The following is a 12638-nucleotide window of genomic DNA, read 5'->3' as shown; positions in this document are numbered from 1 at the left end:
CTCAGCTCGCCCGACGGATGGGAATGACCGTGGAAGGTGAGCCGCCTCGCTCGGACTCCACCATGCGGTCAATCAGGCGCCGCGCCCACATTGCGCCGGCATCGATGTTGAGGTTGTAGAACTTGTGATCCGGGTGTTCCTCGATCGCTCTCTGCTGTGCCTCCAGCACCAGCTCGTCTTCGCGGAAGATGCTGGCCACGCCCTCGCGCAACTGGTGCGTGAGGCGTTGCTCCTCCAGGCAATAGTTGCGCGCGAACGCCCAGAAATACAGGCAGGTGTTACCGGTTTCTGGCGTGATGGTGTTGAGCACAAAGCCGTTCACGCCCTGGCTGCGGTCGCCTTGCGGCGCGCCACTGCCGGCGGGGGCCACGCCCACGTCGATGGCGACCGTGCACGGCGCCTCGAAGCGGATGATCTGCCAGCGGTCCACCGGGCCGCTGTAGCCGCGCGCCTGCTGGATCTGGCCGGCCCAGAACGGCGGCGCCTCGATGCCTTCCATCCAGCGTGTCACCACGGCGGTGCGCTCGCCGTGCGTGGCCACGAAGGGCGCCTCGGCCACGGCGCGGTTGCCGATGCTGCTGCCGTGCACGAATGCCTCGTGCGTGAGGTCCATGAGGTTGTCGACCACCAGCCGGTAGTCGCACTGCACGCGGATCATCTTGCCGTCGGCCGCCCAGGCCGGATCGTGGTTCCAGTGCAGGTCGGGCACCAGGGCAGGATCGGCCAGCGCCGGGTCCCCCGGCCACACCCAGATGAAGCGGTGCTTTTCCAGCACCGGAAACACGCGCACGCAGGCAGACGGGTTGAGCGTTTCCTGGCTCGGCATGTGGGTGCAGCGGCCTTCGGCGTTGTAGACCAGACCGTGATAGCCGCACACCACCTCGTCGCCTTCGAGCCGACCCATGGACAGCGGCAACAGCCGGTGCCAGCAGGCGTCTTCCAGGGCCGCCACAGCGCCGCCGGTCTGCCGGTAGAGCACCATTTTCTGGTTGCAGATGGTGCGGGCGAGCAGGCTGCGGCCGACCTCCACATCGTAGGCGGCTGCGTACCAGGCGTTGAGCGGGAAATGCGAAGGCGTGGTGTTCATGGGATACGCAATGTATACAGAACACGGGGTTTTTCAAGTAATTTTGCCAAATGCTGGGGTTTTCCATAGGTTTCTGTATTCTTCAAAGGCTGGCAAAGTGCCGCTTCACCCCCTCTGAGACGTTCAACCGGACTCCACCATGACCCTGCGCAAGCACCCCCCTTTCCGTGCCGACCACGTTGGCAGCTTTCTCCGACCGGCCTACCTGCTCGAAGCGCGTGAGAAAAAAGCCAAGGGGGAGATCACCCCGGCCCAACTGCGCGAAGTGGAAGACCGCGCCATCACCGAGATCGTGAAGTTCCAGGCCGACGTGGGCCTCCAGTCCATCACCGACGGTGAGTTCCGCCGCACCTATTTCCACATCGATTTCCTGGAGCAGCTGGGCGGCGTGAAGACCGACATTCCGGTCACCATCCGCAAGCCCGATGGCACCGAGGAACTGGCGCCGCCGGTGATCCGCGTGATCGACAAGGTGCGCCACGTCAAAGATATCCAGCTGGCCGATTTCCAGTACCTGAAGGCGCAGGTGGAGGCGCTCGGTTTGCCAGCGGTCACGCCCAAGGTGACCATCCCTTCGCCGACCATGCTGCACTTTCGCGGCGGGCGCGCCGGCATCAGCAAGGAAGCCTACCCCGAGCTGGATCCGGTTTTTTACGACGACGTGGCCAAGGCCTACGGCGAAGAGCTGCAAAGCCTGGCCGACGCGGGCTGCACCTACGTGCAGATGGACGACACCAACATGGCCTACCTGTGCGACGAGCGCATGCGCGAGGCGGCCCGCCAGCGCGGCGACGACCCCAACGAACTGCCGCACCGCTACGCCGGCTTCATCAACAAGGTGGTGGCCCACAAGCCCGCCGGCATGACGCTGGCGATGCACCTGTGCCGAGGCAACTTCAAGAGCACGCACGCGGCAGCAGGCAACTACGAGCCGGTGGCCGAAGCGCTGCTGTCGGAAATGAAGCTCGACGCCTTCTTCCTCGAATACGACGACGACCGCAGTGGTGATTTCCGGCCGCTGCGGTATCTGTCCAAAGACAAGATCGTGGTGCTGGGCCTGGTGACCACCAAGTTCGGCCAGCTGGAAAGCAAGGACGCGCTGAAGCGCCGCATCGATGAAGCGGCCAAATACGCACCGCTCGACCAGATGTGCCTGTCACCGCAGTGCGGCTTCTCCAGCACCGTGCACGGCAACAACATCGCCATGGAAGACCAGCGCCGCAAGCTGGCGCTGGTGGTGGAGACGGCGCAGGAAGTCTGGGGTTGAAAGCAGGGGCGCCACTGGGCGCCCCTCGTCATTTTGCGTACTTGGCAATCAGCGCGCGAGCTTCCGACACCAGCTTCGCTCCATCGATGTTCTTGCCCTTCATCTCGTTGATCCAGTCGGTTTCCACCGCACCGGCCGTGCGGCGCCACCGCTGGGTTTCGGCGATGTCGAGCGCCACGATGTTGTTCTTCGCTTTCTCGGCGATCTCGCGGCCCATCTTGTCGCCCTCGTCCATCGCGCGGCCAAACAGCGCCGCGGTTTCAATGCCCGAGTTGTCGTCGATCACCTTCTTCAGGTCGGCCGGCAGCTTGTCGTAGGACCCTTTGTTCATCGAGAACGCGAACGTCTGGGTGTAGAGACCGGTCGCGCCTGCGAAGGTGGTGTGGTTCTTCACCAGCTCGGTCACCTTGAGCGAAGGCGTCACTTCCCAAGGAATGGTCGTGCCATCGATGGTGCCCTTGGAGAGTGCGTCCGTCACCGCCGGCACCGGCATGCCCACGGGGGTGGCGCCGAGTTTCACCAGCATGTTGTTGATCACGCGCGAACCGCCCCGGATCTTCATGCCACGCAGGCTTTCCAGGCCGGTCACCGGCGTCTTGGTGTGAAAGAGGCCTGGGCCGTGCGTGTGCACCGCCAGCAGCTTGACGTCCTTGAACTCGTCGGCAGCGAACTTCTCCACGTACTCCTGGAACGCGCGCGATGACTGCTCGGCCGAGCCGCTCATGAACGGCAACTCGAACACCTCGGCCTTGTTGAACCGACCCGGCGTGTAGCCGAGCACGGTCCAGGTGATGTCGGCAACGCCGTCACGCGCCTGATCGAACAACTGCGGTGGCGTGCCGCCAAGCTGCATGGCGTTGAAAATCTGCACCTTGATGCGACCGCCCGAATCGGTTTCGATCTTCTTCGCCCAGGGCGCAATGGCGCGCGAGGGAATCGGGGCCTGGCCCGGGAGGAACTGGTGCAGGCGCAGTGTGATCGTCTGCTGGGCCAGCGCGCTGCCTGAGAAGGTGGCGGCGGCCAGGCCACTGAGTGCCATCAATGCGGCGCGGCGGTTGAATCTTGTCATGGGTTGGTCTCCGGTTGGGTTGAAAAAAACAGAAGGCTGAAGTGCCTTCTCAGCTGAAACGAATGTCCACATCCACCGCCATGGCTGCAAGGCCGTGCAGCAGTCGTTCATGCAGGGCGGTATCACGCGGCCCGGGCAGTTCGATCACCGTCCGCTGGCGCCCGCCTTGTTCAAAGGCGCGCACGCTGGCGTTCATGCCCGGTGCCCAGTCGCGCAGCGCTTCCTGCAGCTTGATTTCAATGGCACGCAGGCGCAGCTCCGGCTTGAACACCTTGCCGATGGCGGTCACTGGCAGCGCAGCAAGCAGCACCACGCGCTTCGGCACCGCAGGCCGCTCGTAAACTGTGGGCGCCACCGCAGCCAGCAGTTCTTCGGGCGCTATCTGCGCACCCGGCTTGAGGGTGACAAACGCCACCGGAACCTCGCCCGCGTATGCATCGGGCTCGGCGACCACCGCACACATGGCCACCGCCGGGTGTGCCAGAAAGGCGTCTTCCACCAGGGCCGGATCGATGTTGTGCGAGCCGCGGATGATCACGTCTTTGGCGCGGCCGGTGATGTGGATTCGCCCCGCAGGGTCGATATGACCGAGGTCACCAGAGACGATCCACCCTTGCTCGAACATGCCCGCATTGCGCGCGGCATCGGTGTAGCCCGGGCTCACGTGGGGCCCGCGCAGCACCAGTACACCAGTTTCACCCGGTGCGCAGCGCTCGCCCAGCTGCGCGGCGCCGTCGCGCCAGGGCACGGCAAGCACCTCGGTGTAGGGAAGACGCAGCCCAGCCGAACCCGGGGTGCGCGGGCCGCGCAGCGGTTCGATGCTCACCAGCCCGGCGCATTCCGTCATGCCCAGGATGTTGCGCACCGGAATGCCGGTGGCTTTCTCGAAGCGCTGCGCCAGTTCGGCCGGCAGTGGCGAGCCACCGGTGTAGGCGGCGCGCACGCTCTTCACATCGGCGTCGATGGGCACGCCAAGCAAGCTGGCGAGCACGGTGGGCACACAGGCCAGGTGGGTCACGCGCTCGCGTTCACAGAACTTCCAGTAGGCCTGCACGAAGGCGGTGTTGCGCATGCCGGTGAGCGTGGGCAACACCTGGCGCGCGCCAATAGCCAGCAGCGCCAACCCATACACAAAGGCGCCCGCCACGTGGAACAGCGGGAAACCGTTGATTTCCACCGCGCGCTCGTCCATGTCGTAGAACGCGTGAGCGAACCACGCGGTGTGTGCCTCGTTGCCTTGCGTGTGCTGCGCCAGCTTGGGCGCACCGGTGGTGCCGCCGGTGTGAAACAACGCCACCACGCGGTCGGGGTTCAGGTCGGGGTCGAACGCGAGTTCATCGGCCATCAGCGCCATCTGGTCCTGCAGCACCGGCACGCCGGGTTCGGTGCGTGCGCTGGCGCGAATCTGCAACAACGGCACGGCATGGTGCTGCACCACGCGCTCGGCCACCGGCCACACCGCCAGCTCGTCGTTGGGGCCCAGCGCCACCAGCACCTTCGCATTGGCGGCCTTGAGCAGCGCGGCAATGTGTTCGGGCTGGAGCAGGTAGTTGATGGGGCAGACCCGGCCGGCAAGCTCCGCGCCCCAGAGCACCACATGCGCCTCGGGCGTGTTGGGCGCGAGCACGGCGACCGCGTCGTCCGGCCCCACGCCCATGGCACGAAACAGGTTGGCCGCCCGATGAATACCGGCCAGCAGCGCGCGGTAGGTGGTGCGGCGCGGGGGCGTGTCCAAACCGGCATCGGGCAGGAAGGTGAGTGCCTCACGCGCGGGGAAACGCAGCGCAGCAGCGCGAATCAGGGCATACGGGCTGCGGTGCGGGGCCACCAGGGCGCGCACGTTGCGCTCCAGGTGTTCGATGTCGGCGAGCGTGGTGAAGGCTTGCATGGCGCAGCGATCACTGCACGTCCAGGCCCAGCAGTCGCACGGCATTGCCCTTGAGGATGCCGGGCATCACCTCCGGCTTGAAGCCAGCAACCTCGAAGTCTTTCATCCAGCGCTCGGGCGTGATCAGTGGGTAGTCGCTGCCAAAAAGAATGCGGTCCTTGAGCAGCGTGTTGGCGTACTGCACCAGTTGCTTGGGGAAGTACTTCGGGCTCCAGCCCGAGAGATCGATCCACACATTGGGTTTGTGCGTCGCCACGCTCAGCGCCTCGTCCTGCCACGGGAAACTGGGGTGCGCCATGACGATCTGCATGTCGGGGAAATCGATCGCCACGTCGTCCAGGTGCATGGGGTTGCTGTACTCCAGCCGCAGGCCGCCACCGCAGCGCATGCCCGAGCCGATGCCGCTGTGGCCGGTGTGAAAAATCGTCGGCAGCTTGTGCGCGTTGATCACCTCGTAGATCGGCCAGGCCATCTTGTCGTACGGGTGGTAGCCCTGCACCGTGGGATGGAACTTGAAGCCCTTCACACCCTCTTCCCTGATCAGGCGCTCGGCCTCGCGCGCACCCATTTTTCCCTTGTGCGGATCGATGCTGGCGAAGGCAATCATCATGTCGCTGTTTTCGCGCGCGGCCTGCGCAATTTCCTCGTTGGGAATGCGCCTGCGACCCAGTTGGGCCTCGCTGTCCACGGTGAACATCACCAGGCCGATCTTGCGTTCGCGGTAGTAGGCAATGGTCTCGGCAATGGTGGGCCGGCGGTTGCTGCCAAAGTACTTGTCGGCCGCGCGGTCGTACTCCTCGCCGTAGCTGTCGAACGGGTTGCGGCAGCTCACTTCGGCGTGGGTGTGGATGTCGATCGCGATGAGGTTCTTGTGGTCCATCTTGTCTCCAGAAACCTAGGGTAAACACGGGGTCGGTTTTCGACCGGTGTGCTTGTTTTGGTTATTGTTTATAACAATAATGCAAAGCCACTTCAAGCCCAACAACCCTTGCCATGCCCATCCATTCCAACGACATCACGCTGAGCCTGCAAGGCGCTTCGTCTGAAATCGCCGTCATCACGCTGAACCGGCCCGCCAAGCGAAATGCGCTCAACGACGGCCTGATTCTCGCGCTGCGCGACATTTTCCAGGGCATGCCGCATGGCGTGCGCGCGGCCGTGATCCACGGCTCTGGCGACCACTTCTGCGCCGGCCTCGACCTCTCTGAACTGAGCGAGCGCGATGCGGGCGAGGGCCTGCACCATTCGCGCATGTGGCATGCCGCGCTGGACTGCGTGCAGTCCGGCCCGGTGCCCGTGGTGGCCGCGCTGCACGGCGCGGTGGTGGGCGGTGGCCTCGAGCTGGCAAGCGCCTGCCACATCCGCGTGGCCGACGAGTCCTCCTTCTTCGCGCTGCCCGAAGGCTCGCGCGGCATCTTCGTGGGCGGTGGCGGCTCGGTGCGCATTCCACGCCTGATCGGCGCCGCACGCATGGCCGACATGATGTTCACCGGCCGCGTCTACAAGGCCGTTGACGCCGAGCGCATCGGCCTCATGCAGTACCTGGTGCCGACCGGCACCGCGCTCGACAAGGCTCTGGAGCTGGCCACGCGCATTGCCAGCAACGCACCACTGACCAACTACGCGCTGATGCACGCGCTGCCGCGGATCGCCGAACAACCGGCCGACCAGGGCTTCTTCACCGAAGCGCTGATGGCGGCGATCGTGCAGAACGCACCCGAGGCGAAAGCCCGTGTGCGCGATTTCCTGGAAGGCCGTGCGGCCAAGGTCAGCAAGGATTGAAGCCATGACCGCAGCAAAGTACCGCCCCCTGAAGTTCGGCGTCACGCAGGCTGTGCTGCGCGATGGCCACGAAGGTGTGCACTACCTCAGTGCCGCCAAAGACCTGGGCCCGTTTCCCGAGCGCATCACCGACCGCCTGATCCACTGGGCGAAGGAGCGCCCCGACCAGACCGTGTTCGCTCGCCGGGTGAAGAACGCCGATGGCACCACGGGCGACTGGCGTCACATCACGTTTGCCCAGGCGCTCGATGCGGCGCGCCGCATTGGCCAGGGTCTGCTGAACCGTGGCCTGTCGGCCGAGCGCCCGGTGCTGATCCTGAGCGAGAACGACCTGGAACACGCGCTGCTCGCGCTGGGCTGCCTGTACGCCGGCGTGGCCTACTGTCCCACCTCGCCGCCCTACTCGCTCATCAGTCAGGATTTCGACAAGCTGCACCACGTGGTGAAGACGCTGACGCCCGGCCTCGTGTTCGCGAGCGATGCGAACCGCTACGGGCGCGCGATGCTGGCCACGCTGGACAACAGCGTGGAGCTGGTGACCACCGAAGGCACGGTGCCTGGCCGCACCACCACGCCGTTTGCCGCGCTGCTGGCGACCGAGCCCACGCCCGCGGTGGACGCCGCGCAGGCAGCCACAGGGCCGGACACCATTGCCAAGTTCCTGTTCACCTCGGGCTCCACCAAGATGCCCAAGGCGGTGATCAACACACAGCGCATGTGGTGCGCCAACCAGCAGCAGATGAGCGAATCCATGCCGGTGCTGGCCGAGGTGCCGCTGGTGCTGGTGGACTGGCTGCCCTGGAACCACACCTTTGGCGGCAACCACAACTTCGGCATGGTGATCTTCCATGGCGGCACGCTCTACATCGACGACGGCAAGCCCACGCCCGCGCTCATGGCCGAGACGCTGCGCAACCTGCGCGAGATCGCACCCACGGTGTACTTCAACGTGCCGACCGGGTTCGAGGCAATTGCCAACGCGATGAAGAACGACGAAGCCCTGCGCAAGACGCTGCTCTCGCGCGTACAGATGTTCTTCTACGCCGGCGCCGCGCTGGCGCAGCCGGTCTGGGACGCCCTGCACTCGGCGCAGGAGCAGGAGATCGGGGAACGCATCGTGATGGGCACTGGCCTGGGCATGACGGAATCCAGCCCGTTCGGCATTTTCGTCACCAGCCCCAACGTGAAGGCCGGGGACCTGGGCCTGCCCACGACGGGCCTGGTGCTCAAACTGGTCGATACCGAAGGCAAGACCGAGGTGCGCTACAAGGGACCGAACATCACGCCCGGCTACTGGCGCATGCCGGCAGAAACCGCCGATTCGTTTGACGAAGAAGGTTTCTTCAAGACCGGCGACGCGGTGAAGTGGATCGATGAGACCGACATCCACCAGGGCCTGAAGTTCGACGGCCGCATTGCCGAAGACTTCAAGCTCGCAACCGGCACCTTTGTCAGCGTGGGCCCACTGCGCGCAAAAATCATTGCCGCAGGTGCGCCCTACATCCAGGACGTGGTGCTCACCGGCCTGAACATGAAAGAGGTGGGCGCCATGGTATTCCCCACCGGCGCCGTGCGCGCACTCAGCGGCATGCCGGCCGACGCCCCGATGCACGACGTGCTCAACAGCGCACCGGTGCTCGCGCACTTCCAGCGCGTGGTCAACGAACTGGCCAAGACCGCCACCGGCAGTGCCAGCCGCATAGCGCGCCTGTGCCTGCTGGCCGACCCGCCCACCATCGACCGCGGCGAGATTACCGACAAAGGGTCGATCAACCAGCGCGCCGTGCTCACCCACCGCGCCGAAACCGTGGAGCACCTGCACGACGGCACGCTCCACGCGATCCTGAAACCTGAATAAGACACGACATGGCTTCCAGAGGATTCTTTAACGCATTCGACGACGTCTGGCTGCTCGACGGCGTGCGCACGCCCATGGTCGACTACTGCGGTGCACTCGGCCACATTTCACCCACCGATCTGGGCATCAAGGCGGCACGCGAGGCACTGGCACGCGCCGGTGTGCCGGGCGAGCACATTGGCTCGGTGGTCACCGGCAACATGGCACCGGGTGATTTCGACCAGTTCTTCCTGCCGCGCCACATCGGCCTCTACGCCGGTGTGCCAGTGGAGGTGCCGGCCCTCATGGCGCAGCGCATCTGCGGCACCGGCTTCGAGCTGTTCCGCCAGGCGGGCGAACACATTCAAGGCGGCGCGTGCGACGCTGCGCTGGTGGTGGGCACCGAGAGCATGACGCGCAACCCCATTGCCGCCTTCGACCACCGCACCGGCTTCAAGCTCGGTGCGCCCGTGGGCTTCAAAGACTACATGTGGGAAGCGCTGAAAGACCCGGCGGCCGGCATCAACATGATCCAGACCGCCGAGAACCTGGCGAAGAAATACGGCATCTCTCGCGAAGACGTGGACGCGTTCGCCTCCAGCTCGTTCGCCCGGGCGGTGGCCGCCCAGGCCAGCGGCTTCCTCGCGGGCGAGATCGTGCCGGTGATCAGCGAGAAGTTCGAGCTGGAGGGCTACAAGCCGCGCGGCATTCGCCTGCAGGGCAAGCTCACCGAGGTCGCCACCGACACACACCCGCGCATCTCGCCCGTGGAGGTGCTGGCAAAACTGAAAGCCGTGTTCGACGGCGGCGTGCAGACCGGTGGCAACAGCTCGGCGCTGGTGGACGCGGCAGCGGCTTGCGTGGTGAGTTCGGGCACCTATGCCAAAGCGCAGGGCAAACAACCGCTGGCGCGGGTGGTGGCCGCCGCCGCCGTGGGCGTACCGCCAGAGATCATGGGCATCGGCCCGGCGCCGGCCATCCGTTTGCTGCTGGAACGCACCGGCCTGAAGCTGGCCGATATCGGCCGCTTTGAAGTGAACGAAGCGCAGGGCGCACAAACCCTGGCCGTGGCGCGCGAGCTGGGTATGGATCTGGACCGACTCAACGTCAACGGCGGCGCCATTGCACTCGGCCACCCACTCGCCGCCACGGGCGTTCGTCTCACGCTCACGCTGGCGCGCGAACTGCAGCGCAGCGGCATCCGCTACGGCATCTCCAGCGCCTGCGTGGGCGGCGGCCAGGGCATCGCCCTGCTGATTGAAAACCCAGAAGCATGAACAAGGAACACACGACATGAACATTCAAGGACACGCCGCCCTCGTCACCGGTGGTGGCTCGGGTCTCGGTGAAGCCACTGCGCGCGAACTGGCCCGCCTGGGCGCGAAGGTTGCCGTGCTCGACGTGAACCTCGAGAACGCGAAGCGCGTGGCGGCCGACATCGGTGGCGCGGCCTTCGCGTGCGACATCACGAACACCGAAAGCCTCCAGGCCGCCATCGACGGCGCAGCCGCTGCCCACGGCGCGGCCCGCATCCTGATGAACATCGCCGGCATCGGCAGCGCCAAGCGCGTGGTGGGCAAGGACGGCAACGCCGCACCGCTGGAAGACTTTGCGAAAGTCATCAACGTCAACCTGATCGGCACCTACAACGCCAGCCGCCTGTTTGCCGCCGCCTGCGCGAAGCTCGATCCGCTGGAAGACGGCGAACGCGGTGTGATGATCTTCACCGCCAGCGTGGCCGCTTTCGACGGCCAGGTGGGCCAGCAGGCCTACAGTGCATCGAAGGGCGGTCTGGTGGGCATGACGCTGCCCATGGCACGCGATCTGGCGCAGCACGGCATCCGCGTGTGCACCATCGCACCGGGGCTCTTCAGCACACCCCTGATGAAACAACTGCCCGAGCCGGTGCAGGCCTCTCTGGCGGCCAGCATCCCGTTCCCGCCACGCCTGGGCAAGCCTGAAGAGTTCGCTCAACTCGCCGCGCACATCGTCACCAACACGCACCTCAACGGCGAAGTGATCCGCCTCGACGGCGCCTTGCGCATGGCACCCCGATGAGCAAGACCGTGATCTTCGAGGTGGACGTGATGTTCGGCGACTGCGACCCCGCCGGTATCGTGTTCTTCCCCAACTTCTCCAAGTGGATGGACGCTTCTTCTCTGAACTTCTTCATGCAGTGCGGCGTGCCGCCCTGGCGTGAACTGGTCAAGACGCGCGGCATCGTCGGCACGCCCTTGCTGGAGATTCACACCAAGTTCATTCGCCCCGCCACCTATGGCGAACGCCTGCAGATCCACACCAGCGTGACCGAGTGGCGCGAGAAGGTGTTCATGCACAGGCACGTGGTGAAGCGCGGCGACGACCTGCTGTGCGAAGGCACCGAGACGCGCGCGTTCGTGATTCACCCGCCGGAGGCGCCCGAACGCATCAAGGCGATCCCCGTGCCTGAAGACATCAAGGCCCTGTGTTCCTGATACCCCTTTTCCTGCCCGTTCCGTTTCTCACCACCACCCAGAAGGAGACATCCCCGTGAAAATCGTCAAGACCCTCATCGCCGCCGCCGTCACGGCGCTGGCCACCACCGCCGCGCTGGCCGACATCAACATCGGTGTGAGCCTTTCGCTCACGGGCCCGGGTTCCGGCCTGGGCATTCCCATGCAGAACCAGCTCAAGCTGTTCCCGCAAACCATCGCGGGTGAGAAGGTGAACCTCATCATCCTCGACGACGCGAGCGATCCGGGCAAGGGCGCTGCCAACGCCCGCCGCTTCGTGACCGAAGACAAGGTCGATCTGATCATCGGCTCGTGCCTGACCCCGGTGGCGGCCGCCATGACCCCGGTGGTCACCGAAGCCAAGACGGTGCAACTGGCCGCTTCGCCAGTGGGCGTGCCCCCGGGCGCAGACCACTGGATGTTCCGCCTGCCGCAGGGCAACGACGTGATGGCCTATGCCATGGTCGAGCACATGAAGAAGCAGAACATCAAGACCATCGGCTTCCTGGGCTACACCGACGCCTATGGCGAGCTCTGGCTCAAGGCGATCACGCCACTGGCCGAGAAGGCCGGCATGAAGGTGCTGGCCGCCGAGCGCTTCGCGCGCGCCGACACCAGCGTGACGCCGCAGGCCCTCAAGCTCAGCTCGGCCAACCCCGACGCGATCCTGGTGGTGGCTTCCGGCTCCGGCGCCGCCATGCCGCACAAGGCCATCGTGGAGCGCGGCTACAAGGGCAAGATCTACCAGACCCACGCGGCCGCTACGCCCGATCTGGTGCGTATTGGTGGCAAGGATGTGGAAGGTTCCTTCGTGGTCTCCGGCCCGGCCGTGATCGCCGAGCAGTTGCCAGAAAACCACCCGTCCAAGAAGCTGGCGGTGGACTTCGTCACCAACTACGAGAAGGCCATGGGCCCCGGCACGCGCAACCAGTTTGCCGGCCACAGCTACGACGCCGCCATCGCCCTGAACAAGGCCGTTCCGATCGCCCTCAAGAGCGGCAAGCCCGGCACGCCCGAGTTCCGCGCCGGCCTGCGTGACGCCTTCGAAACGATGGGCCGCACCGTGTTCTCGCACGGCGTGATGAACTGGACCAAGGATGACCACTGGGGCTACACCAATGAAACGGGTGTGATGCTGAAAGTGGTCGACGGCAAATTCAAGGTCGAGTGATTCGGAGCACCCCCCTGCGCCGCTGACGCGGCTTCCCCCTCTCTT

General features: G+C 65.4%; 11 protein-coding genes. 7 read left to right on the top strand and 4 right to left on the bottom strand.

The window, feature by feature from the left end; genetic code table 11:
- Position 1 precedes the first annotated feature (1 nt).
- Positions 2-1087, bottom strand: coding sequence for an aromatic ring-hydroxylating dioxygenase subunit alpha (locus CAP37_RS05840; RefSeq protein WP_086123316.1), 1086 nt, complete (start codon positions 1085-1087; stop codon positions 2-4).
- A gap of 139 nt (positions 1088-1226) precedes the next feature.
- On the opposite strand from CAP37_RS05840, the gene CAP37_RS05835 reads away from it, so the two are divergent.
- Positions 1227-2354, top strand: a complete 1128-nt coding sequence (locus CAP37_RS05835; protein ID WP_086123315.1) for a 5-methyltetrahydropteroyltriglutamate--homocysteine S-methyltransferase — start codon at positions 1227-1229, stop codon at positions 2352-2354.
- 28 nt (positions 2355-2382) lie between these two features.
- Here CAP37_RS05835 and CAP37_RS05830 read toward each other — a convergent pair whose 3' ends face one another.
- Genes CAP37_RS05830 through CAP37_RS05820 form a run of 3 tightly spaced genes read right to left on the bottom strand, consistent with a single transcriptional unit; the run spans position 2383 to position 6191 of the window.
- The gene (locus CAP37_RS05830; RefSeq protein WP_086123314.1) at positions 2383-3423 is read right to left on the bottom strand and encodes a TRAP transporter substrate-binding protein; all 1041 of its coding nucleotides are present in this window, start codon (positions 3421-3423) and stop codon (positions 2383-2385) included.
- A gap of 49 nt (positions 3424-3472) precedes the next feature.
- Positions 3473-5311, bottom strand: coding sequence for an AMP-binding protein (locus tag CAP37_RS05825; protein WP_086123313.1), 1839 nt, complete (start codon positions 5309-5311; stop codon positions 3473-3475).
- A gap of 10 nt (positions 5312-5321) precedes the next feature.
- On the bottom strand, positions 5322-6191 hold the full coding sequence (locus CAP37_RS05820; protein WP_086123312.1) for an amidohydrolase family protein: 870 nt from the start codon (positions 6189-6191) through the stop codon (positions 5322-5324).
- Between the two features lie 113 nt (positions 6192-6304).
- Here CAP37_RS05820 and CAP37_RS05815 point away from each other — a divergent pair, with 113 nt between their 5' ends.
- The 6 genes from CAP37_RS05815 to CAP37_RS05790 are packed head-to-tail and all read left to right on the top strand — an operon-like array spanning position 6305 to position 12593.
- Complete coding sequence (locus CAP37_RS05815; RefSeq protein ID WP_086123311.1) at positions 6305-7093, top strand: crotonase/enoyl-CoA hydratase family protein; 789 nt, start codon at positions 6305-6307, stop codon at positions 7091-7093.
- Positions 7094-7097: 4 nt separating this feature from the next.
- Positions 7098-8951, top strand: a complete 1854-nt coding sequence (locus tag CAP37_RS05810) for a feruloyl-CoA synthase (protein ID WP_086123310.1) — start codon at positions 7098-7100, stop codon at positions 8949-8951.
- 8 nt (positions 8952-8959) lie between these two features.
- Positions 8960-10207, top strand: a complete 1248-nt coding sequence (locus CAP37_RS05805) for a thiolase family protein (protein ID WP_086123309.1) — start codon at positions 8960-8962, stop codon at positions 10205-10207.
- 16 nt (positions 10208-10223) lie between these two features.
- Positions 10224-10988 (top strand): SDR family NAD(P)-dependent oxidoreductase, encoded by a 765-nt coding sequence (locus CAP37_RS05800; RefSeq protein WP_086123308.1) that lies wholly within the window; start codon positions 10224-10226, stop codon positions 10986-10988.
- Positions 10985-11404 carry a thioesterase family protein gene (locus CAP37_RS05795; protein ID WP_086123307.1) on the top strand — a complete coding sequence of 140 codons (420 nt, stop codon included), beginning with the start codon at positions 10985-10987 and terminating at the stop codon, positions 11402-11404. Before CAP37_RS05800 ends, CAP37_RS05795 begins: the two co-directional genes overlap by 4 nt.
- 55 nt (positions 11405-11459) lie before the next feature.
- Positions 11460-12593, top strand: a complete 1134-nt coding sequence (locus CAP37_RS05790; protein WP_086123306.1) for an ABC transporter substrate-binding protein — start codon at positions 11460-11462, stop codon at positions 12591-12593.
- Positions 12594-12638 lie beyond the last annotated feature (45 nt).

Origin of the sequence: Hydrogenophaga sp. IBVHS1 (assembly GCF_002127265.1) — a bacterium.
In the GTDB taxonomy this organism is placed as follows: domain Bacteria; phylum Pseudomonadota; class Gammaproteobacteria; order Burkholderiales; family Burkholderiaceae_C; genus Hydrogenophaga.
Note: the sequence above shows the minus strand (reverse complement) of the source record. Positions and strands in the feature narration are given on the sequence as shown.

Coding starts and splice junctions, on each gene's coding strand:
- CAP37_RS05840 (WP_086123316.1), bottom strand. CDS start 1,087: ATGAACACCACGCCTTCGCATTTCCCGCTCAACGCCTGGTACGCAGCC.
- CAP37_RS05835 (WP_086123315.1), top strand. CDS start 1,227: ATGACCCTGCGCAAGCACCCCCCTTTCCGTGCCGACCACGTTGGCAGC.
- CAP37_RS05830 (WP_086123314.1), bottom strand. CDS start 3,423: ATGACAAGATTCAACCGCCGCGCCGCATTGATGGCACTCAGTGGCCTG.
- CAP37_RS05825 (WP_086123313.1), bottom strand. CDS start 5,311: ATGCAAGCCTTCACCACGCTCGCCGACATCGAACACCTGGAGCGCAAC.
- CAP37_RS05820 (WP_086123312.1), bottom strand. CDS start 6,191: ATGGACCACAAGAACCTCATCGCGATCGACATCCACACCCACGCCGAA.
- CAP37_RS05815 (WP_086123311.1), top strand. CDS start 6,305: ATGCCCATCCATTCCAACGACATCACGCTGAGCCTGCAAGGCGCTTCG.
- CAP37_RS05810 (WP_086123310.1), top strand. CDS start 7,098: ATGACCGCAGCAAAGTACCGCCCCCTGAAGTTCGGCGTCACGCAGGCT.
- CAP37_RS05805 (WP_086123309.1), top strand. CDS start 8,960: ATGGCTTCCAGAGGATTCTTTAACGCATTCGACGACGTCTGGCTGCTC.
- CAP37_RS05800 (WP_086123308.1), top strand. CDS start 10,224: ATGAACATTCAAGGACACGCCGCCCTCGTCACCGGTGGTGGCTCGGGT.
- CAP37_RS05795 (WP_086123307.1), top strand. CDS start 10,985: ATGAGCAAGACCGTGATCTTCGAGGTGGACGTGATGTTCGGCGACTGC.